Origin of the sequence: Pseudoalteromonas luteoviolacea (assembly GCF_018100925.1) — a bacterium.
Taxonomy (GTDB): Bacteria; Pseudomonadota; Gammaproteobacteria; order Enterobacterales; family Alteromonadaceae; genus Pseudoalteromonas; species Pseudoalteromonas obscura.
The window spans coordinates 76,421-98,806 of record NZ_JAGJEH010000008.1 but is presented as its reverse complement, the minus strand read 5'-3'; the positions used below and the strand labels follow the sequence as shown (position 1 = coordinate 98,806).

The following is a 22,386-nucleotide window of genomic DNA, read 5'->3' as shown; positions in this document are numbered from 1 at the left end:
CATAGGTTTCATGGTTTTATCTTTTGTCATTCTTATCTTAGGTTTTGTTGCACTGGTTTGGAGCGCAGATAGATTTGTTTTTGGTGCAGCCGCTTTAGCAAAAAACCTGGGTGTACCCACCTTAATTGTTGGCCTAACAATTGTTGCTATGGGTTCATCTGCACCCGAAATGATGGTTGCAGCACAAGCTGCTTTATCTGATAAAACCGACACAGCTGTCGGCAATGCCATTGGATCCAATATTGCCAATATCCTGTTGGTATTAGGCATTACAGCTTTACTCAGACCTTTGGCTGTCGGTTCTGGAATATTACGACGCGAAATGCCGCTCTTAATTATTGTCTCGCTGGGCGCATGGTACATCGTTAGCGACAATTATTTCAGTGCTACCGAGGGCTATGTCTTACTTGCCGGGTTCGCAACGTTTATTCTCGGCCTCATTTATATCACCAAGAACAGTAATCACGCTCAAGAAGATGACCCTTTAGTATCTGAGGCTTGTGATGAAGTACCTGACAATGTACCTACTGGCAAGGCTGTTTTTTGGTTGATAGTTGGCATGATAGTATTGCCAATCAGTGCTGACGTACTCGTTGACTCCGCTGTTGATATTGCTAAGTTCTTTGGTATGAGTGACTTGCTTATCGGCCTGACCATTATCGCTATTGGTACGAGCTTACCTGAGCTCGCGGCATGTGTAGCAGGTGTGCTTAAGAATGAAGATGACTTAGCATTGGGCAACATCATTGGCTCGAATATTTTCAATATCCTCGCTGTATTGTCTATTGCTGGTATTTTAAACCCGGCTTCACTCGATATGAACATCGCACAGCGAGATATCTACGTAATGCTGGGTGCGACGATCGCGCTCATTGTGATGAGTGTAAACCTCAGAGGCAAGCGACAAATTAATCGTCTAGAAGGTGGCGTGTTACTCGCTGCGTTTATTGGCTATATGTACGCCATTATTTAGGAGTTGGCATGAAGCACCTGTCATTTATTGAATCTGCAAAGCGAGTATTGGAAATTGAACAACAAGCAATTAGTGAGTTAAACCAATTCATAGACACTGGCTTTGCTAACGCCTGCGAACTTATGCTGAACTGCAAAGGGCGCGTCATTGTTATCGGTATGGGCAAATCTGGCCACATCGGTAATAAAGTTGCCGCTACATTAGCGAGTACAGGTACACCCTCTTTCTTTGTTCACCCCGGAGAAGCGAGCCACGGCGATTTGGGCATGATCACATCAGATGACGTCGTTTTGCTGATATCAAACTCTGGCGAAACCGGCGAAGTAATCGGTATCATCCCCGTTATTAAGCGAATTGGTGCACATGTAATCAGCATGACAGGCAATGAGCAATCGACCATGGCACAGCAAGCTGATGTCCATCTTTGCATCAAGGTCTCTAAAGAAGCTTGTCCGTTAGGGTTAGCGCCCACAGCTAGCACCACAGCTACACTAGTAATGGGAGATGCACTGGCTGTAGCACTGCTCGAGTCCAGAGGCTTTACCGCAGATGATTTTGCACTGTCACATCCCGGCGGCAGTCTTGGAAAACGCCTTCTCCTTACGTTAGAAGAGATTATGCACAAAGGTGACGGGGTACCCAAAACACTGGCAGGTAGCTCAATAAAAGACGCGCTATTTGAAATGTCAGCCAAAGGGCTCGGCATGACCGCTATCGTCAACCAGCAAGGCCAACTATGCGGTCTATTTACTGACGGTGACTTACGCCGTGTTATTGAGCAAAAAATTGATCTACATAATGATACTATTGATTCGGTAATGACGATTTGCTGTACTACAGCTTCACCAGATATGCTTGCAGCTGAAGCACTCAATATTATGGAAAAGAAACGAATTAATGGCCTCATTGTGATCGATGAAAACCAACATCCTATTGGGGCACTAAACACTCAAGATTTATTGCGCGCGGGAGTATTATAACATGCAGTTTAGTGAGCTTTATCAACCCATCACATCTCAAATAAATGACAGAGCTAAAGCAGTTAAACTGCTAATTTGTGATATTGACGGCGTATTTTCTGACGGTCGCATTTACTTAGGAAATCAAGGTGAAGAACTAAAAGCATTTAATACCAAAGACGGTTTTGGGGTTAAAGCTCTCATTGAGTCAGGTGTTGAAGTAGCCGTGATCACAGGTCGCCATTCAGAAATCGTTAAGCAGCGAATGACTAGCCTAAACGTTAATCATATTTTCCAAGGCCAAGAAAACAAACTGCAAGCTTATGACAAGTTAAAGGCCGAACTCAATTTAACTAACGAGCAAATCGCCTATATTGGTGACGATGGACCGGATATTCCAGTCATGCAACAAGTTGGCTTTGCAGTGGCGGTTGCTGACGCGCATCCACTGGTGAAAAACTTAGCTCATTACACGACTATGATGCCGGGAGGTTTTGGCGCCGTCCGGGAGCTAACTGACTTGTTGATGTTAAGTCAGGGCAACGAGTTACTCTCTAATGGGAGCAGTACATGACTAATTTACGAGTCATACTACTCGTAGTTTTCGGCGCTACCATGCTGTGGCTTTGGTATCCTTTTTTAATACAAACAGAGCAGCAATCTCAACAACAAGAAGAAACGATTGCCAAGCCAGATTATGTCGCTGTTGATTTGAAACAGACTTCTTTTGCTGAAAATGGGCAGCTCAGCTACCAAATTACAGCAAAAAGAATGGAGCTCTATCAGGAGCTGGGGTTTAGTCATTTTGAGGCCCCTATTTTTGTCTTACATAATGGGCAGCACAACTGGCAACTCGCAGCGAACGAAGCCACTTTATACGAAAACGATACCTTAATTTTAGAAGGTAACGTTAAAGCAACCAACTTGAATGAAACAGCAATGATCACGCACATTGACGCAGACAACCTCCGGCTCGAAATAACCAACCGGATGATGCGCTCAGAGCAGCCAGTGGTCATTACAGGCCCAAGTGTAACAATTACTGGAAAAGGCCTTATCGCCGATCTCAATATTGAGGTCATTGAACTCATCAACCACACCGAAACGATTTATGATAAGCAATAAACTAAGTGCAACCCTACTATTTACTTGTGCTATTGGACTACTGCCACATAGCGTATTCGCTAATAGTAACCAAGAGCAAGTCATTATCAGTTCAGGCAAGCAGCAAGCACAATTACAGACTAACATCGGCGTATTTGAAGAAAATGTCGAAATTATTCATGGCCAGAGAAAGATCTTTGCAGATCGCCTTGAAGTACACCGGCGAGAAGAGCTAGGCGAGAATAAACAATTGTTAGTTGCGACTGGCTCTCCCGCAATCTTTCAGGAACGACAAACTGATGGCTCACTCTTAAAAGCCAGCGCCAATGAAGTGCGCTATGATGTCGCAAATCGCCTGCTGACAATCAAGGGTAACGCAGAGATCAGCCAAGCAGGCCAAAAGATTTCCGCTCAAGAAATACTCTATGATATGGAAAAACAGCTGATCAGCGCACAAAAAGCCAATGACGAAGGTAAGCGCGTAAGAACAGTCTTACTCCCTGTTGACAAAAAACAAGATGGTAACAAGGAGCAACAGTGAGCACACTAAAAGCCACAGCACTCGCCAAAAGCTACAAAGGCAGACAAGTTGTTAAAAATGTCGAACTAAGTGTTGAAGCTGGGAGCATTGTGGGTTTGCTAGGGCCTAATGGCGCAGGTAAAACCACCACTTTTTATATGATTGTCGGTTTAGTGCCAAGTGACAAAGGCAGCATTCACATTGATCAGCAAGACATCACCCTACTGCCAATGCACAGCCGTGCACGTATGGGGATAGGCTATTTACCACAAGAGTCATCGATATTCAGAAAGTTGACGGTTTATCAAAATTTAATGGCTATTTTGGAAACTCGTAAAGACCTAAATAAAGCTCAGCGTGAAACGATATTAAACGAATTATTGGACGAATTTAATATTCAACATATTCGCTCTAGTTTAGGAATGGCGCTTTCCGGTGGAGAGCGTCGTCGAGTCGAAATTGCTCGCGCTTTAGCCGCAGATCCAAAATTTATTCTATTAGATGAGCCTTTTGCTGGCGTTGATCCCATTTCAGTGTTAGATATAAAGAAAATTATTGAGCATTTAAAAAACCGTGGAATCGGTGTGTTGATCACAGATCACAATGTGCGTGAAACATTGGATGTATGTGAAAAAGCCTATATTGTTTCCCATGGTGAATTAATTGCTTCAGGTAGTCCTGAACATGTTTTAGCGGATCAAACAGTCCGAGATGTCTACTTAGGCGAACAATTCAGGCTATAGTTAAGAATAAGCGTAACAACAGAAAGGATTGTTAGAGATACATGAGGCAATCGCTACAGCTGCGCATGGGGCAGCAATTAACAATGACACCACAACTGCAGCAGGCGATTCGCCTGCTGCAGTTGAGCACATTAGACCTCCAGCAAGAAATTCAAGAAGCGCTGGACAGCAATCCTTTATTGGAAGTAGAAGAAAACGAACAAGAGTCTTTTGACAACGGTCTAGATAAAACGCAAGAGCAATCACAGACAAGCGAAAAAGCGGAGTCCAGTTCTGAGGAGCTCCCTGAGCCGCAGCTCAGTGATTATGAGCAAGACACTGACACAGCTCTAAATAAAGAGACACTCAGCGATGAGATGGCGATGGATGTTACTTGGGATGAATACATCAGTGCGGCACCGGTTAGTTCATCAGGACCTATGCCTGAGGATGAAAGTGTTTACCAAGGGCAAACAACAGAAAGCTTGCAAGAATATTTGATGTGGCAGCTTGAGCTCACGCCATTTAGCGCGACGGATAGACTGATCGCACTGTCAATTGTAGAGGGGGTCGATGATTCTGGCATTTTAACCGTATCGTGTGAAGACATTTTAGAAAGCTTGAATCTAGACAATGATCAAGATCCCGTCGAACTCGATGAAGTTGAAGCTGTATTAAAACGCATCCAACTCTTTGATCCAGTAGGCATCGCCGCTCGAAGTCTTCAGGAATGCTTAATCGTACAACTCAATCAATTTGCCGCAGACACCCCTTGGCTTGAACAAACCAAGTTAGTTATCGATGAACATATCGATCTATTAGCGAATCGTGATTATCGTACTATCATGAAGAAAACAAAGCTCAAAGAAGGTGAGCTAAAAGAAGTGATGACGTTGATCCACAGCTTAAACCCTAAGCCCGCGGCAAGTATAGTGCAAGAAGAAGCCGATTACGTGATCCCTGATGTCTCAGTGAAAAAGGTCAAGGGGCGTTGGGTTGTAGAGCTAAACCCTGACTCTATGCCTAAAATAAGAGTTAACGATCATTACGCTGCAATGTCTCGCTCTGTAAAATCAAGCAGTGACAGTCAATTTATTCGCTCTCATTTACAAGAAGCAAAGTGGTTTATTAAAAGCCTTGAAAGCAGAAATGAAACTTTATTGAAAGTTACTAATTGCATTGTGCAGCAACAACAGGCATTCTTTGAACATGGCCCTGAGGCAATGAGACCTATGGTACTCAATGATGTTGCTGAAATGGTTGACATGCACGAGTCGACAATATCTCGAGTAACAACGCAAAAATACATGCACACGCCTCGTGGCATTTACGAATTGAAATACTTCTTCTCGAGCCACGTTAGTACCGAGAATGGTGGTGAATGCTCTTCCACAGCAATCCGAGCACTCATCAAAAAGCTAATTGCAGCTGAAAACTCAGCTAAACCTTTGAGTGATAGCAAAATTGCAGATGTATTAGCTGATCAAGGTATTAAGGTGGCAAGACGTACTATTGCCAAATACCGAGAGTCTTTGGCTATTCCACCGTCTAATCAACGTAAGAGCTTGATTTAGGCGTAACAAAAGAAGGAAAAATGCTTATGCAACTAAATTTAACTGGTCGCCATGTAGAAATTACCGATTCATTAAGAGACTACGTAACGAGTAAGTTTGCGAAGCTAGAAAGGCATTTTGATCACATCAACAACGTACATGTAATCTTAGATGTCGAAAAACTCATACAAAAAGCAGAAGCCACATTGCATGTCAACGGAGGTGAATTGTTCGCTTCTACAGAACATAAAGATATGTATGCAGCAATTGATGGTTTGATTGATAAGCTAGACCGACAAGTGATTAAACATAAAGAGAAGCTAACTCGACACTAAATCATGAAACTTAGCACACTCATTTCCGAGGACTGTAGCAAAGCTGCGGTCCTTTTTAATAGTAAAAAAAGAATACTTCAATATATTAGTGAGTTGGCGCAGCAAAAAATTCCAAGTGCCAATCAACATGAGATTCTCGAGGCACTTTTATGCCGCGAAAAGCTTGGCAGTACAGGGATAGGTAAAGGGATAGCGATCCCACATGGTAGATTGCCAGGTTTAAATAATATTGTTGCCATCATACTTGTAAATCAACAAGCCATTCCTTTTGATGCCTATGACGATCGTAATGTAGACATTTTTGTTGCACTCATCGTACCAGACGGTGAAAATAAACAACATTTAGAGACCTTAGCTAGTATCGCTGGTAAACTAAATAACAAAGCTTTTTGTAAACGACTTAGGCAAGCAAGTAATGATAGCGAGCTTCATCAAGTCCTTGTTGAGTTTGATAAATAATAGGAATTAAACGTGGAACTCATAATTATCAGTGGCCGCTCTGGTTCAGGTAAATCTGTTGCGTTAAGAGTTTTAGAAGACTTAGGTTATTACTGCGCTGATAATATTCCAGTTAACCTGCTGCCAGCTCTAGTTCGCAGTGTCTCAGACAGCTACAACAAAATTGCGGTAAGCATTGATGTAAGAAACTTACCTAAAGAGCAGCAAGAATTTCATGATATCTTAGAGTATTTACCTGGGTTTGCGAATCCACGTGTTTTTTATTTAGATTGTGATGATCAAACTCTGGTAAAGCGCTTTTCAGAAACTCGACGCTTACACCCGCTGTCTTTAAACGACTTACCACTAGACTTGGCCATAAAACAAGAACGCAACTTACTTGATGTGTTAATCCGCCGTGCCGATGTCACCATAGATACCACAGATCTCAGTGTTCATCAGTTAGCAGAGAGTGTACGTGAAAAAATCCTCGGGCAAAAAGACAAGCAGCTGATTATCACGTTCGAGTCATTCGGCTTTAAGCACGGCATCCCTAAAGAGGCTGATTACGTCTTCGACGCACGTTTTTTACCAAACCCGCATTGGGAACCAGAATTAAAACCCTTAACAGGCTTAGATCAGCCCGTAATTGATTATTTATCAAGCCATAGCATAGTTCAAAAGTTTGTTTGGCAAATTCAAACCTTCATGCAAACTTGGTTACCACACTTAGAGCGTAATAATCGTAGCTATTTAACAATCGCCATCGGCTGTACTGGTGGGCAACACCGCTCTGTATACTTGGCTCAAACACTGGGAGAGCGTTTTCAAAGAACTCACTCCAATGTCAAGATTCGTCACCGAGAACAAGAGTAATGAGGCGAGAATACGAGGGCGTTTTTCTTATAAAAAATAAGCTGGGTCTACATGCTCGAGCAGCAACAGTTCTAGCACAGTTGTCTACTCAATTTAACGCTCAAGTTACGCTACACCAAGGCGATAAAAGCGCGCCAGGAGACAGCGTATTGGCTCTATTGCTACTAGAGAGCAGCCAGGGAAAAGAAGTGAAAGTAACCTGCACAGGTCCCGATGCGCAAGACGCTTTGCTTGCAATTGGAAATCTCATTGAAGATAAGTTCCATGAATCTGAATAAGATCTAGCTTCAAGTGAACTATAAGGATACTACTTTTATCCCGACAGCTCTGTTAATGCAAATAAACTGTAATACAATACTTTTAATTTAAGCAGCTATAATCATTATATTATTTTCACTTTTACAGTAATATGGCGCGACGCAGATAGGCTCTCCCAAATCTATTTGTTTTGAGTGCCATGCCTTTGGAATGTGAGAGCAGTATTGACCACAAGGTTAATCACTGTCATTACCCTAAAGGGGTAACATTAGTTGTCCTAGATGACTAATCAAAACACACTATCACTTATTCTTAAATTGAAATTTGGAAGCCTATGCCTGACGTTTTTGAACAAGACTATACACTGGAACAATTACAGCAAGTAACAAAAGCAATAAACAGTGGACAGTTTGTTCAAGTCAGACAGACATTGGCAGAGATCCCGCCATGTGATACAGCACTACTACTCGAGTCATCGCCTCATAAAATAAGAACGGCCTTATGGCAGTTAGTTGACCCCGATATTCAAGGGGATGTACTTGAAGAGCTCTCAGAAGACGTTCGACTTAGCATAATCGCCAAAATGGAGCCCGAATTAATCGCGGCAGCCACCGAAGATATGGACGATGATGACTTGGGTGAGGTTCTGCGAAGCTTGCCTGTCCCTGTCTATCAAGATGTTATCAGTGCGATGGATAGCCAAGACAGAGCACGGGCCACGCTCGCACTGTCTTACAATGAAGACTCTGCTGGTGCATTGATGAATGGTGATACCATCACCATACGACCTGATGTGAGTTTAGATGTGGTGCTGCGCTATTTGCGCTTAAAAGAAGAGTTACCACAAGGTACCGACGATCTTTATGTCGTCGACAAAGAAAACCGCTTTTTGGGCTCTTTATCCATTGGTATTTTATTGACCAACCCTCCTGACAAGCTCGTACAAGAGCTGATGAACGAGGAAAGAGAAACGATCCCTGTGACAATGCCCGAAAGTGAAGTTGCACAGCTATTTGAGCGCCACAATTGGATTTCGGCACCAGTAGTCGATGATCAAACGCAGTTATTAGGCAGGATCACCATTGATGATATCGTCGATGTAATTAGAGAAGATGCCGAACATAGTTTAATGAGTATGGCTGGTCTAGAGGATGAAGAAGATACCTTTGCACCAGTAATGAAAAGTAGCCAAAGGCGCTCAATTTGGCTTGGGATCAATTTACTGACAGCACTACTTGCAGCCTTTGTCGCCAGCTTTTTTGAAAGTACGCTCGACATTTTACCTATTTTAGCAGTACTCAATGGCATAGTACCCAGCATGGGGGGAGTTGCAGGTAGCCAGACCTTAACCTTGGTTATCCGTGGTATTGCCTTAGGTCATGTCAATCAAACTAACCAAAGGTTTTTACTTGGTAAAGAGCTGGCGATCGGCGCGCTCAATGGCGTGCTGTGGTCTTTGTTAATCGCAGGAGTGGTTGCCCTTTGGCAATGGGACTTTAAGCTTGGTGCAGTGATTGCTTTTGCCATGTTCATGAATTTGGTTGCCGCTGGGATCGCGGGAGCGAGTATCCCCTTAATATTAAAGCGTATGAAGATAGACCCAGCGTTGGCTGGAAGCGTAGTCCTGACCACAGTCACAGATATTGTTGGCATATTTGCGTTTCTTGGCACTGCAACATGGTTCTTGCTCTAAGCCTGACTTAGAGCAAGACATCGTATAGTTTTATCTATTTATTCTCCGGCGATTTGCATACTTTCTATCAGCACCGAACCAGTTTGAACGGCACCTCTCAACTCGACATCTCCACCAATTGCTTGAATATTATGGAACATGTCTTTGAGATTACCCGCTATGGTAATTTCACTTACAGGGTATTGAATTTCGCCATTTTCTACCCAAAAACCCGCAGCGCCGCGAGAGTAATCACCGGTTACCGTGTTAACCCCTTGCCCCATTAGCTCTGTGACTAACAAACCTGTGCCCATCTCTTTTAGCACAGCGCTCAGGTCATCATGTGTTTTTTGAATTAACCAGTTGTGAATGCCACCCGCATGCCCTGTCGCCTTCATGCCCATCTTTCTTGCCGCATAGCTTGCCATTAAATAAGTTTGTAATGTACCGTCGACGACTATCTCTCTATCCTGCGTATACACCCCTTCACTGTCAAACGAGCTTGACGCCAGACCTTGCAATAAATGCGGTCGTTCAGCAATAGAAACGCATGGATTAAAAATTTGCTTACCGAGTGTATCTAGTAAAAAGCTCGATTTACGATACAGCGCACCTCCGCCAATCGCAGAAACCAAGTGACCAAATAAACTATTTGCAATGTCAGCACGAAATACCACTGGCACTTTCATCGTGGATAGCTTCTGGCTATTAAGTTTGGCAATTGTAGACTGTGCGGCTTCGATACCAACTGTATTGGGCGCTTTTAACAGTTCGTGTTTTCTCGCGATACTGAATGCTGAATCCCTTTGCATCACATCGCCTTCTTGACCAATAACCATAGTGCTCAATGTGTGGCGTGTACGAGGGAAACCTGCGAGAAATCCATGACTATTTCCATACACGCGCAACCCTTGGTGAGAAGCGATACTCGCACCGTCAGAATTTACAATGCGACTATCAAATTCAAGCGCTGATTTTTCCGCTTCTATACAGTGCTCAATAGCTTCTTGCGGAGATAAAGACCAAGGGTGATAGAGGTCCAATTCAGGCATAGAACGCGCCATCAGATCCTTATCAGCTAAACCATTGCAATCATCATCGGCCGTGTACTTAGCTATTTCTATGGCTTTTTTCACAACAGAGCGCAATGCTTGCTTACTTAGATCCGCAGTGGAAGCAGAACCCTTATGATTACCAACATAAACACTGATCCCCAAGCTGCCGTCTTGATTAAACTCAATCGTATCGACCTCACCCATTCGTGTACTAACCGATAGCCCTGAAGTGCGACTCATCGCCGCTTCAGCAGAAGTTGCACCCAACTGGGATGCAAGCTCCAGCACTTCGGAGACAGCATCTTTTACTTCGTCGATTTGCTGGTATATAGATCCAGCTTGGTTATCATTCATGTTGATTTTCCAAATACTTGTAAACATTACAATCCTAACACAGGAGTGGCATTTTCGCTGGGATAGATCACTAAAGGCAGCAGTATGAGCGATATTTTTTGTCGCTTCTTGGTATAATCAATATAATTGTAATATTTTATGGCCTTAGATTATGGCAAAAAAACCAGATCACAACATTGAAGATGAAGAAATCATCTATGTATCCAAGAGCGAATTAAAAAGGGATGCTCAACAATATCAACAACTTGGCATTGATATAGCAGAGCTGGGGAAAAAACAACGCGAAAAGCTGCCACTGAGCAACGAGCTCATTGAAGCCATGGCGCTCGCTGACAAAATTCGTGGTAAACACGATGCCTATCGCCGCCACATGAATTACATCGCGAAAGTACTAAGAACTACTGACAATGTAGAGCAGCTTCAGTCCGCCTTAGATATGTTATTAAACAAAAACAACCAAGCGGAAGTATTACTCGGCCAAGTTGAACGAGTTCGCGATGAAGTACTCGAGCGTGGTGATAGCAAAATTAATGAACTGCTTGAACAACACCCAAGCATGGAGCGACAAAAGCTGCGTCAACTCGTCCGTCAAGCGAACAAGGAACTAAAAGCAGAAAAACCTGCGAAAGGGTACAAAGAACTGTTTCAATACTTAAAAGAAGCCATCTTGCCCTAGTTGATATTATGAGGGGAGCTTCTTCCCCTCATACTGATGTTAAGCAGTACCACCTACCGTAAGCTGATCAATTTTAAGGCTTGGCTGGCCGACACCAACTGGCACACTTTGACCGTCTTTACCACAAACACCTACGCCTCTGTCGAGCTCTAAATCGTTTCCAACCATGGAGATCTGCTGCATGGCTTCTGGACCATTGCCGATCAACGTCGCGCCTTTAATCGGCTGAGTTACTTTACCATCTTCAATCAAATACGCTTCTGAAGCAGAAAATACGAACTTCCCTGAAGTGATGTCAACTTGGCCTCCACCGAAGTTTCTCGCAAAAATCCCCTTTTTCACCGAGCTGATGATGTCTTGCTGTGTGCTCTCCCCCGGCAACATATAAGTATTTGTCATTCGAGGCATAGGTAAATGCGCAAATGATTCTCTGCGAGCATTACCAGTAGGCTTTGCATCCATCAATCGGGCATTGGTCTTATCCTGCATGTAACCTTTCAAAACACCCTTTTCAATCAATATATTATAACCTGCAGGTGTACCTTCATCATCTATATTTAAAGAACCACGTCGGTTAGCCATTGTACCGTCGTCTACGACCGTGCACAGCGATGACGCCACTTGCTCACCGACTCGACCACTAAAGGCAGAAGCCCCTTTGCGGTTAAAATCACCTTCCAAGCCATGTCCTACAGCTTCATGTAATAGCACTCCAGGCCAACCGGCGCCCAATACTACAGGCATGGTACCAGCGGGAGCATCAATAGCTGTCAGGTTGACCTGTGCTTGTCTTACCGCTTCTTCGACGTAACTCATCCAACGTGGTTTACCGTTTTCAAGTTCTTTAAAGTAACCATAATCCAAACGCGCACCACCACCGGCACTCCCTCGCTCTCTGCGGCCATTATTTTCCAATAACACAGAGCAATTTAAACGAACTAAAGGACGAATATCAGTGGCAAATGTACCATCACTTGCCGCTATCAATACTTCTTCATATACTGCTGCGATAGAACAAACGACTTGCTGTGCATCCGGAGCCAAATCTCTAATTGCACTATCGACTTCTCTAAGCAATGATATTTTCTCTTCATCACTCATACTCAATAACGGTTGAACTGGCTGAAATTGAACAGGTGCCTGGATATCAGTAAACACTTGCACACTTTGCGATTTTCCTTGCTGAGCAATCGACCTCGCCGCCTCAGCAGCTTGATTAATGGCTTCTAGATTGATGGCATCAGAATAACTAAACCCAGTCTGCTCTCCACTAACTGCTCGCACACCGACACCACGCTCAATGTTATAGCTTCCCTCTTTTATCTTGCCATCTTCAAGTACCCAAGTTTCATGATAGCTAGATTGAAAGTACAGATCGGAATAATCCACATTGTACTGGTGAATGTAGCTGAGTGTTTGCTCTAGCTGCTCTCTAGTTAACTGGCTATCAGCTAACAAGCTTTTTTCAACTTGATTCATATAATATTGCTCTTAAATCGATTGTGCTTGAACACAGGCATAGACAGCCTGATATTGTCCAGCTCGGCTAAATTTAACCGTCTTTGTATTGGCTTCAAAGATAATTCACTATTATCTTGTATCTCTCCCCAAGGAGAAATTATGACACTGTGACCATATGTTGCTCGTCCATTTTGGTGCTCCCCAACTTGCGCTGCGGCAATAACAAAGCTTTGTGTTTCGATGGCTCTAGCTTGCAATAACGGCAACCAATGTGCTTTACCCGTCACGGTAGTAAATGCGCTGGGGATCAGCAATATAGAGGCGCCCTGCTCGCGCTGAACTTGATATAATCCTGTAAAGCGCATGTCATAGCACACACTTAAGCCTAGTCTACCAAAGGGACTATCTACAACTACAACTTCATTCCCAGCTTCTGTGTGTTGAGATTCTCGATACTGCTTCGATTTATCGCGTACATCAGCATCAAATAAATGGATTTTATTATACTGAGCAACAAGTTCCCCTTGTTCATTAAACAGACAGCTAGCTGCATAGTATTTTTCAGAAGTGCACGAGATAGGAATAGTCCCCGCACTCAGCCATATCTTATTGCGTTTACATAGCTGCGAGATTTTCTCTATCCAATACTCGCTGTTACTTGCGATCTCGTAAGTATCTGAACCACTTTTGCAAAATGCCAACCAAGCTTCGGGTAGACACACTAAGGTTCGCCCCTCTATGGTGAGTGCTTCTAACTGTTGTGCGACATAGCTAAAGTTCTCTTCAGGATTCATGCCTGAACACATTGGGATCACAACCACATTGGCATCATTTACAGTCATAAAATTCATATCACTTTAAGTCAAAGATGTACGGTGTTTTTATTTTACCACTCGACAAACGGCCCTCGTCAGTCTTGATACTTTGTTGTACTTCGCTGTCAGCTGACATAAATGCTGGTGCTTCAGGTACTCCATTGCCAAGCTGCTTACGTTTTTGCTCCGTGTCGGATGTTTGTGAAGGGTTTTGTTGCTTGACAGGAACCTGTAAAGGCGCGGTAGTATCAGCATCCTTTTTAGACCCTTCTGGGTTTTCCTTATCTGGCTGTTTTGTATCGCTCGGCACTGCAGGCTCAGTTGAAGCAGGAGGCTTTACACCAGGAAGAGTAACTTCTCTGCTCTTGCGGTCCACTTCGGTGACTACGGGCTCTTGCATTGTGCCGGTTACTTTAAAATTAATTTCAGAGATCACACGAGCAGAATGGATAACTTTATCAATTGCCAGTGCAGCAAGGCCAGTCACTGGATTAACCATCCACCCCACAATAACTGGTAGGCTTGAAGTAACTTGTGGCGCAATCGCCAAATCATAGTTGATTTCATGCGTTTTTAAATTTGCGTAACCTGAAATGCTAAGGTCGGCAGGTACACCATCCATTTTAGTGTCTTGGGTATAAGCAATACCGTTATTCAACTGCAAGCTGCCTTCCATTTGATTGTAGAAAAACCCTTTTGCAAACACATCTCTAAAGTCGAGTTTCAATTTGCGCACCAAGGAATCTAGACTAAGCAATGAAAAAACACGCGCACCTTGATCACTGATGTCAGTTAAATGTCCCTCTCCTAATCGCCATTTAATATCTCCACCTAATGTTGCCCACTGAAAATCATACGGTGCGGCTTGCCAGTTTAAATCAAAGTCAATATTTGCTTGAGAGTCCTTAACAGTAGAGGTGATATCAAACTCTTCCATCAAGTCACCAAAGTCAGCGCTACTTAAATTACCACTTAGTTGTGAGCGACCATCGCTCCAGCTGCCATTAGCTGTCAACGAATGTGCGCCCTTATCAATGTTAAGATTGCTGATCGTTAGTTGCTCACCATTACCAAGCATGGACAAGGTCACTCTATCCAATTGATACTGATTCACACGACAATCATCACAACCAAACTCTATTGCCGGAATATTGGCCAGCCAGCTGTCATCTTGTGGTGAACTAGCTTGGTCTATTTGCTCTGTTTGAGAGGGTTGTTTTGAATTGAGCCTTAAATAATCTGCCTGTACTCTTATCGGCAAAGTTGGCTGTGTTGGAAATTGTACTTGTGCCCTGAGCTCCTTGCCATTTAAGCGCATTGACAAACCTTGCTCATTCGGACGCATTACCATTTCGAAGTCGTTAAACAACACATCTCCGATAGTTAGCTCACTGAGGTTAGCTCGGATTTCATTGAGTGCAGGTAACAGACTTTCAGCATCACTGTCTGACTTTTCGCTTTTTTCTATTATCCTGTCTAAAAAGGCAAACCACTCATCTAGTTGCAACTGAGCATGGTCGATGGTTACATTGAACCCAGACTGCTCTAAACCACGATTTTGCTCACTCACAATCAAATGCGCTTTGCTGAACTGACCACTTTGGTTATCTAAAATGCCATTGAAATAGAGTAAATCATTTACATTTGCAGTGATCAGGTTAGAAATATCATCGCCTCTCACTTCGCCAATTAGCTTCCCTTTAGTGCCTGCCTCTTGGCTATAGGGCGCGGGTAACATGACAGACACATCACTTAAATCGGAGCTAAAACTCGCTAAATAGTTAAAACCTCGCTCAGCAAAATTCAGCGTTAACTGGGTTTCCAATGCAGCTTCGCCTGCCAAGAAACCATCCATTAAACCATGCCCATAGGGAAGTAAATGCTCACTAGATGCCAATAAGTTAGTCGATACACTCACTTCATAACTGTCTTGATCGCCACTGCCATTCACAGAAAAATCCATCGGCATACTAAGCCAAGTTGCTTTGGCATTAAGGAGTGCTATTTCATCATCATGAAAAGTTAGCTCCCCAAACACATTGTTTAATTGCATACCCGGTTTACTCAGGAAAACACCAATGTCATTGAGGTCAACAACTCCTTTAGCGATAACATCGAGGTTATTAAGATCTATATCAAGTTCAATATTGCCGGATACTTGACCTGAGCCTTGCACAATTTCAAATACATTGACGAGTGGATCTGCTATTGGCGTAGCAGCAAAGAATGATAGTAAGCTTGCGGCCTCTGTTTGTTGTTTTATATTGACATAAAGATTGTCGGCTTGCTCAAGATCTGGGAGACTTACCACTACTTCACCAGTGATTGACTGATTTGCTAATTGCCCTGAGTCGGCCGTAATATCCATACGTTCATTGTGAAAATGCAATTCTACGCCCGCATTTTTTACACTAGGCCAATCAGGTGCAAATAAAAACTCAGCATCATCAATAAGCGCAAGCACTTCAAATTGCCCCTGTTGACCACGAAAAGGAAACTCAGTCAAAGGCCCTGAAAAAAGCACTTGAGCATTAACATGCTTACCTGCAATGATGCCCTGTTCAAGGTATTCAACCAAATTGCTATGCATAAGTTCCAATGGAAAATATCGTCCAGCAATAGACGCGTCTTTGCCGTAGGCCTCTGCGTATAAATCCAATTCAGGCTGCTCAAATAGCCGAGTATGAAACTCTAACGCTACCGCAAGTTGCGAATTACTTAGCCATAAATTATCGGAATCAACGTGCCACTTGGCATTACTGTCCTGCCAAAAGTGGATATCACCGTTGAGCTCATCGATGTCAATCGGCGCAACAAAACGCGGGCCAGTGATAAGCTGGCGTTGATGCGCACTAACACTTACAACACCACGCTGCGCTTGCCAATTGAACTCCAGATTAAGTCCTTCCAGTCCTGGTGCGGCATCAGTTTCTTGCCAACCCACATCCTTTAAGGAGCTCCAAATACTTAAACCTGTATGAGTCTCCCATTGCAGCTTTGCTTTGCTTAAAGTTCCCTGAAAGTCACTTTTACCAACTTCCTTAGCCCAGTTGTAGTGGGTCAGAGCAAGGGCATGCGCGAACGGCTCTAAGTTAAGTTGCTGAAGCCAAAGAGTGCCTTGATCGACAGACCATACCCCTTGAAAGTGCGCTGGCTGGTATACTTGCTCGGCGCTACGAAATATAAATTCCGAACTTGAAAGTGACCAACCTTGATCTGACGGCTCTAGATAGAATTGACCGCTATCTAAACCCAGTTTGTTGGGCTCATTATCAGATAACCAAGTGATGTAACTCGGTTCAAATTGGACCAAAATATCTTTTAATCTACCTAACTCTAGGCTGGCCCACAATTGCCCGTTAATACTTGCACTTAACGCGCGATGGTTAGTATTGAAATGCTCGTCGATTAAGTCTAAAACATTCAGGTCACTGGCTTGCAGGTAAATATCACCTTCGATGCTTTGCAGAGTCTCCCCTGTGAGTTTGACTCGTGTATTTAAGCTTCCCTGTGAAAGGCTTGGGAATATTAAGCGGCCTTCACCGTGATGTGCACTGGCGCTGTTCTGCCACACCATATCTTGAATAAGTACGCTGTGGTGTGGTTTGTTTGCTTTAAATAAATTTACTTCACTATTTTGTACTGCAAAGTGTCCGGTTTCCCCCAAAAACAGCCCTTCAATCAGTGCTTGCTGCTCAAAATCTCCAGAATCCCCCTGCAAATCAAGTCTATCAAGGTGAATATTAGCTTTGAAACCATCTAACACGAAATAGTTTGACACCAACTGCCATTGCCTAAGAGATTGCACGACATTGACTTGCAAACTCGTGTTGTCAATGTGCAGTGAAATAGGTGCGTTTAGATTGTCTTCAAAACTGACATTTTCGAGCAGTAAGGCAGGCCCTGTTCCTTGCCAGCTAGCGCTGATAGAGCCGATACTCAATTCAACATTAAGTTGCCTGTAAATCAAAGATTCAATGCTATTTTTGTAATCATTGGCATACGGCAGGCTTAATTTTAACAGCGAAACCAATACCGCGATCATAACCAAAGTCACAGCAAAGATTTGCCACGCTTTTCTGATACAAAAAAAGCAGATTGTTTTGGGGTGCATAATTGCCTACATCATTACCACATCAAACTGCTCTTGGCTGTACAAGTTCTCAGTTTGGATACTCACTTGCTTTCCGATGAACAGCTCAAGCTCCGCCAAATTATGATACTCATCATTCACCAGCGCCTCACTCACAGCCGCAGATGCATACACCATAAACTTGTCAGCATCATAGGCCCTATTTACCCGCACTATTTCACGTAATATCTCATAACATACTGTTTCAACAGTTTTGAGTGAGCCTCTGCCTGAGCACGATGGACAAACATCACATAAAATATGCTCTAAGCTTTCTCTGGTGCGCTTGCGCGTCATTTCCACAAGACCGAGTGCAGATAAACCATTAATATTCGCTTTAGCACGATCTTTTGCCAGCGCCGCTTCTAATGAATGCAATACACGCCGCTTGTGTTCATCGGAAATCATATCGATAAAGTCAATAATAATAATACCGCCAAGGTTCCTTAACCTAAGCTGACGGGCGATTGCGGAAGTCGCTTCAACATTGGTATTAAAGATCGTTTCTTCGAGGTTTCTATGGCCTACAAACGCACCAGTATTAACATCTACAGTTGTCATTGCCTCTGTCTGGTCAATGATCAAGTACCCACCAGATTTTAGCTCCACTTTGCGATGCAATGCTTTTTGAATTTCAGCTTCTACATCAAACAAGTCAAAGATAGGGCGCTCACCCGGATAATACTCAAGTGTTTCTGAAAGTTGCGGGACAAACTCTTCTGTAAAAGACTTTAGCTGTTGATATGTGAGCTTTGAATCCACTCTTATGCGCTCCATATCTTCACCGACATAATCGCGTAACGTACGAAATGCGAGTGTTAAATCTTCGTGCAGTATGCTCGCTTTGCTGGTTTTTCTGCGTTTGCTGACTATTTTTTGCCAGAGCTTTTTTAAAAATTCAGCATCGTGCTTCAATTCGGCTTCAGCTGCACCTTCAGCAGCCGTGCGGACAATAAACCCGCCGTTCTCGTCGTTGTACTGTGCGACAATACGTTTTAAGCGGTCGCGCTCTTCTTCGGTTTCAATTCTTTGGCTAACTCCGACATGGGTAGCATCGGGCATAAATACCAGATAGCGAGATGGTATGGTTATGTCTGTGGTCAAACGCGCCCCTTTGGTGCCTATAGGATCTTTGACTACCTGAACCATAATAAACTGGCCCTGCTTAACCAGTTCTCTAATATCTTGTACTTTTTTTATCGGCTGCTCTTCAACAGCTTCTTCAATAGATGCACTACTGACAATATCAGAAGCATGCAAAAATGCGGCTTTTTCTAAGCCAATATCTACAAAAGCAGCCTGCATACCTGGTAAAACCCGGCTCACTTTGCCCAAATATATATTGCCGACAATCCCTAAATTGCCAACACGCTCTACTTGAACTTCCTGCAATACACCATTTTCAATTAGTGCGACTCGACTTTCGCTTGGTGTCACATTGATCAATAATTCGCTACTCATCTCGTTCCGCCATAAATAATTGAATTAGTTCATCTGTTTCATACAAAGGTAGTCCCACTACAGCAAAATAACTACCACTCAACTGCGTTACAAACCGACCACCTAAGCCCTGAATACCATAACCGCCAGCTTTATCTAAAGGTTCACCGCTTGACCAGTACTGTTCGATTTCTGCTGCTGAAAGCTCTTTAAATGTTACGTCAGTTATCACCGTTTTGCTCATTACAGCATGCTTATCTGCCACCGCAATTGCAGTCATCACTTGATGAGTTTTACCTGAAAGCATAGTCATCATTGACATAAAATCGGCTTTATTTTCTGGCTTGCCCAAGGCTTTCCCATCGGCCACAACAACAGTATCACTACCTAATACGGGACGTTCTTCATCTCCAACCTCCACCCCACTTTGTGCCTTCAAACGCGCAAGGCGCTCAACCAAGGCGTGCGGTTGTTCGTTGGGGTGCGCACTCTCATCTGCATCAACAGAAAATTGTTCAAAGGAGTACCCCAATTGGCTCAACAGTGCTTTTCGACGTGGAGAAGCCGAAGCCAAATATAATTTTACTGCCATTAACGGATCCTAAAGTGTCTACGGTATTTTCTCAGCAATAGAAATATCCAAGGCCAACATAACATGCCAATCAATGCTGGCCATAAATATGCAGGGTTAAAATAAATATCTAATAAGAAATGATTTAACCAAAACTGCAGTAAGTGGTAGAGCGCTAAAAACAAGCCAATTAACATAGCTTGTTGCCACAGCGAGAAATTTCTTAATTTCTGGAAATTACTGACCGTAATATAAATACATACAGAATAGGTCAATGAATTTATACCCAGTGGCGAGCCCACTGCCAAATCCATGATCAGTCCGGTACACCAAGCCCAGCCTATATTCACCCTGTGTGGTAACGCGATGGACCAATACATCAATACCAGTAAGACCCAATCAGGCCTAAAAGGTTCTAATGAGAAAGGTAATGGCATTAAAGCCATGATAAGTGCCAGAAAAACACTAAAAGTAATAAAAGAAAAACTACGGCTCATCACTGACCTCTATGGAGTTCTCTCCCAAAATTACCAGCAATCTTATCCTATCTAGCTGTGCAATCGGTTCAGCATAAACTTTGGCAAAAGGTAGCCCCTCATCTCTATCTATTTCTGTAACGACGGCGACAGGATACCCCTCAGGAAAACGGCTACCGAGACCTGAAGTGACCAAAATATCACCAATTCGAATATCCAAACTATGGGAAACATGTGCCAATTGGACTAGGTTAATTTTACCAATCCCTTCAACCACCATGCTGACATCATTTCTCAGTATTCTTACCGGTGTCGCATGGGTTGTATCTGTCATGAGTAAAACACGAGATGTTGTCGTGCCTACATGTGTCAATTGACCTACTAGCCCTAACTCATCAATAACAGCCTGCCCTTCTGAGACTCCATCAATAGTGCCCTTATTAATGACTACTTGGTGGTTATAACGATTGGAACGTACAGAAAGTACTTGCGCAATTTGGCGATTATGGGATTGTCGCGCAGATGCCCCTAGCAGTGCCCTTAGCTCATTATTTTCTTTAAGTAGGAACTGATACTGTTGGAGTTGCTCACTTTGCAATAATTGCTTAGCCCTGAGTACTTCATTTTCATCGAGTAATCTATCGCGAGTATGCAAGCTCTGTGCCCCGACGTTAAATAACTCATAGGGTATATTTGCCGCATATAAGACAGGGCTTACTAATGTATTTAACGTCGTTCTGACAAACGTACCGCCAGAGGTGTATCTATCGCCTATGATCAGGACAATACTAAGCACAACTGCGACAGTAAGTCGCAGTTGTAAAGATATGCTTCGGCCAAACAGTAAATTCATCAGTCGTAGCTAAATACGTCGCCACCATGCATGTCTATCATCTCTAGGGCTTTACCTCCGCCTCGCGCTACACAAGTGAGAGGATCATCTGCAACGACAACTGGGATACCCGTTTCTTCCATTAATAGACGATCTAGATCTTTCAGTAAAGCACCACCACCAGTTAACACCATACCATGAGCAGAAATATCTGAAGCCAGTTCAGGTGGCGATTGCTCTAAGGCAACCATAACAGCACTTACAATACCCATTAGAGGCTCTTGTAACGCTTCTAAGATTTCATGGGAGTTCAGTGTAAACGAGCGCGGTACACCTTCAGCAAGGTTACGACCGCGTACCTCTATTTCAATTGGTGTTTCGCTCTTAAATGCAGAGCCGATTTCATGCTTAATATGTTCAGCAGTAGCTTCACCGATCAGGCTGCCGAAATTACGTCTGACATAATTAATAATGGCTTCATCAAATTTATCACCACCTATGCGCACTGAAGACGAATAAACCACACCATTGAGCGAGATAATTGCAACCTCAGTAGTACCACCACCAATGTCAACAACCATAGAACCTGTTGCCTCAGATACTGGTAGGCCAGCTCCAATAGCCGCCGCCATAGGCTCTTCAATCAAATATACTTCTCGTGCACCAGCCCCCATTGCAGACTCACGTATTGCACGTTTTTCAACTTGTGTTGCGCCACATGGTACACAAATCAAAACGCGAGGGCTTGGGCGCATAAAGTTATTATTGTGAACCTGTTTTATAAAGTGTTGGAGCATCTTTTCAGTAACATAGAAATCGGCAATAACGCCATCTTTCATTGGTCTGATAGCTTTAATATTCCCAGGTGTTCTTCCTAGCATTTGTTTTGCTGCAGTACCTACTGAAGCAACACTTTTTGGCCCGCCAGCTCTCTCCTGACGAATTGCCACCACCGAGGGCTCGTTTAGTACGATACCTTCTTCTTTTACATAAATCAGTGTATTAGCCGTGCCTAAATCAATAGACAGGTCATTTGAAAATAATCCACGTAGCTTTTTAAACATGAGGCTGGGTAACCTTAAAGAATTCTTTTAACCAAGCCAAAGCAACTGTACGCTAAGGCTGAAATATTTAAGTCTACAAAGTGCAAACTGCACTTTGACT

Annotated in this window: 22 protein-coding genes; 13 read left to right on the top strand and 9 right to left on the bottom strand. The window is 43.3% G+C overall.

The features are described from left to right. The first annotated feature begins 10 nt into the window (after positions 1-10). From J8M00_RS17810 to mgtE, 12 genes are all read left to right on the top strand, one after another. Positions 11-973: a calcium/sodium antiporter gene (locus J8M00_RS17810; RefSeq protein ID WP_211011882.1), complete on the top strand. Its 963-nt coding sequence runs from the start codon at positions 11-13 to the stop codon at positions 971-973. Between the two features lie 8 nt (positions 974-981). Continuing rightward, positions 982-1,953 carry a KpsF/GutQ family sugar-phosphate isomerase gene (locus J8M00_RS17805; RefSeq protein WP_211011881.1) on the top strand — a complete coding sequence of 324 codons (972 nt, stop codon included), beginning with the start codon at positions 982-984 and terminating at the stop codon, positions 1,951-1,953. A gap of 1 nt (position 1,954) precedes the next feature. After that, complete coding sequence (gene kdsC / locus J8M00_RS17800; protein WP_211011880.1) at positions 1,955-2,506, top strand: 3-deoxy-manno-octulosonate-8-phosphatase KdsC; 552 nt, start codon at positions 1,955-1,957, stop codon at positions 2,504-2,506. Further along, entirely contained in the window at positions 2,503-3,057 is a 555-nt protein-coding gene (gene lptC / locus J8M00_RS17795; protein WP_211011879.1) for an LPS export ABC transporter periplasmic protein LptC, read from the top strand. Before kdsC ends, lptC begins: the two co-directional genes overlap by 4 nt. Further along, entirely contained in the window at positions 3,047-3,577 is a 531-nt protein-coding gene (gene lptA, locus J8M00_RS17790; RefSeq protein WP_284138406.1) for a lipopolysaccharide transport periplasmic protein LptA, read from the top strand. Before lptC ends, lptA begins: the two co-directional genes overlap by 11 nt. Next, the gene (gene lptB, locus J8M00_RS17785; RefSeq protein ID WP_023397242.1) at positions 3,574-4,299 is read left to right on the top strand and encodes an LPS export ABC transporter ATP-binding protein; all 726 of its coding nucleotides are present in this window, start codon (positions 3,574-3,576) and stop codon (positions 4,297-4,299) included. The genes lptA and lptB overlap by 4 nt, the downstream gene beginning before the upstream one ends. Positions 4,300-4,340: 41 nt before the next feature. Beyond that, positions 4,341-5,852 (top strand): RNA polymerase factor sigma-54, encoded by a 1,512-nt coding sequence (locus J8M00_RS17780; protein ID WP_211011877.1) that lies wholly within the window; start codon positions 4,341-4,343, stop codon positions 5,850-5,852. 26 nt (positions 5,853-5,878) lie between these two features. After that, complete coding sequence (gene hpf, locus J8M00_RS17775) at positions 5,879-6,166, top strand: ribosome hibernation promoting factor (protein ID WP_023397244.1); 288 nt, start codon at positions 5,879-5,881, stop codon at positions 6,164-6,166. Between the two features lie 3 nt (positions 6,167-6,169). Then, positions 6,170-6,625 carry a PTS IIA-like nitrogen regulatory protein PtsN gene (ptsN, locus tag J8M00_RS17770; RefSeq protein WP_211011876.1) on the top strand — a complete coding sequence of 152 codons (456 nt, stop codon included), beginning with the start codon at positions 6,170-6,172 and terminating at the stop codon, positions 6,623-6,625. Positions 6,626-6,637: 12 nt separating this feature from the next. After that, complete coding sequence (gene rapZ, locus J8M00_RS17765; protein WP_211011875.1) at positions 6,638-7,480, top strand: RNase adapter RapZ; 843 nt, start codon at positions 6,638-6,640, stop codon at positions 7,478-7,480. Then, positions 7,480-7,758 (top strand): HPr family phosphocarrier protein, encoded by a 279-nt coding sequence (locus tag J8M00_RS17760; protein ID WP_211011874.1) that lies wholly within the window; start codon positions 7,480-7,482, stop codon positions 7,756-7,758. Before rapZ ends, J8M00_RS17760 begins: the two co-directional genes overlap by 1 nt. 314 nt (positions 7,759-8,072) lie before the next feature. Further along, positions 8,073-9,431, top strand: coding sequence for a magnesium transporter (gene mgtE / locus J8M00_RS17755; protein WP_211011873.1), 1,359 nt, complete (start codon positions 8,073-8,075; stop codon positions 9,429-9,431). A gap of 38 nt (positions 9,432-9,469) precedes the next feature. Here mgtE and pmbA read toward each other — a convergent pair whose 3' ends face one another. Further along, positions 9,470-10,819: a metalloprotease PmbA gene (gene pmbA / locus J8M00_RS17750; RefSeq protein WP_211012106.1), complete on the bottom strand. Its 1,350-nt coding sequence runs from the start codon at positions 10,817-10,819 to the stop codon at positions 9,470-9,472. 151 nt (positions 10,820-10,970) lie between these two features. On the opposite strand from pmbA, the gene yjgA reads away from it, so the two are divergent. Further along, positions 10,971-11,495 (top strand): ribosome biogenesis factor YjgA, encoded by a 525-nt coding sequence (gene yjgA / locus J8M00_RS17745; protein WP_211011872.1) that lies wholly within the window; start codon positions 10,971-10,973, stop codon positions 11,493-11,495. Positions 11,496-11,534: 39 nt separating this feature from the next. On the opposite strand, the gene tldD is transcribed toward yjgA, so the two are convergent. The 8 genes from tldD to J8M00_RS17705 are packed head-to-tail and all read right to left on the bottom strand — an operon-like array spanning position 11,535 to position 22,286. After that, entirely contained in the window at positions 11,535-12,974 is a 1,440-nt protein-coding gene (tldD, locus tag J8M00_RS17740) for a metalloprotease TldD (protein ID WP_211011871.1), read from the bottom strand. Continuing rightward, positions 12,971-13,798 carry a carbon-nitrogen hydrolase family protein gene (locus J8M00_RS17735; RefSeq protein WP_211011870.1) on the bottom strand — a complete coding sequence of 276 codons (828 nt, stop codon included), beginning with the start codon at positions 13,796-13,798 and terminating at the stop codon, positions 12,971-12,973. Before J8M00_RS17735 ends, tldD begins: the two co-directional genes overlap by 4 nt. A 10-nt stretch (positions 13,799-13,808) precedes the next feature. Then, a complete protein-coding gene (locus J8M00_RS17730) occupies positions 13,809-17,885 on the bottom strand; it encodes a YhdP family protein (protein ID WP_211011869.1) in 4,077 nt (1,358 codons plus the stop codon). A gap of 6 nt (positions 17,886-17,891) precedes the next feature. Next, positions 17,892-19,364, bottom strand: coding sequence for a ribonuclease G (gene rng / locus J8M00_RS17725; protein WP_211011868.1), 1,473 nt, complete (start codon positions 19,362-19,364; stop codon positions 17,892-17,894). Next, positions 19,357-19,935, bottom strand: coding sequence for a Maf family protein (locus J8M00_RS17720; RefSeq protein ID WP_211011867.1), 579 nt, complete (start codon positions 19,933-19,935; stop codon positions 19,357-19,359). The genes rng and J8M00_RS17720 overlap by 8 nt, the downstream gene beginning before the upstream one ends. After that, entirely contained in the window at positions 19,935-20,411 is a 477-nt protein-coding gene (gene mreD / locus J8M00_RS17715; RefSeq protein WP_023397256.1) for a rod shape-determining protein MreD, read from the bottom strand. The genes J8M00_RS17720 and mreD overlap by 1 nt, the downstream gene beginning before the upstream one ends. Further along, a complete protein-coding gene (mreC, locus tag J8M00_RS17710) occupies positions 20,401-21,243 on the bottom strand; it encodes a rod shape-determining protein MreC (RefSeq protein WP_211011866.1) in 843 nt (280 codons plus the stop codon). The genes mreD and mreC overlap by 11 nt, the downstream gene beginning before the upstream one ends. After that, a complete protein-coding gene (locus J8M00_RS17705; RefSeq protein ID WP_010376642.1) occupies positions 21,243-22,286 on the bottom strand; it encodes a rod shape-determining protein in 1,044 nt (347 codons plus the stop codon). Before J8M00_RS17705 ends, mreC begins: the two co-directional genes overlap by 1 nt. Between the last annotated feature and the right edge of the window lie 100 nt (positions 22,287-22,386).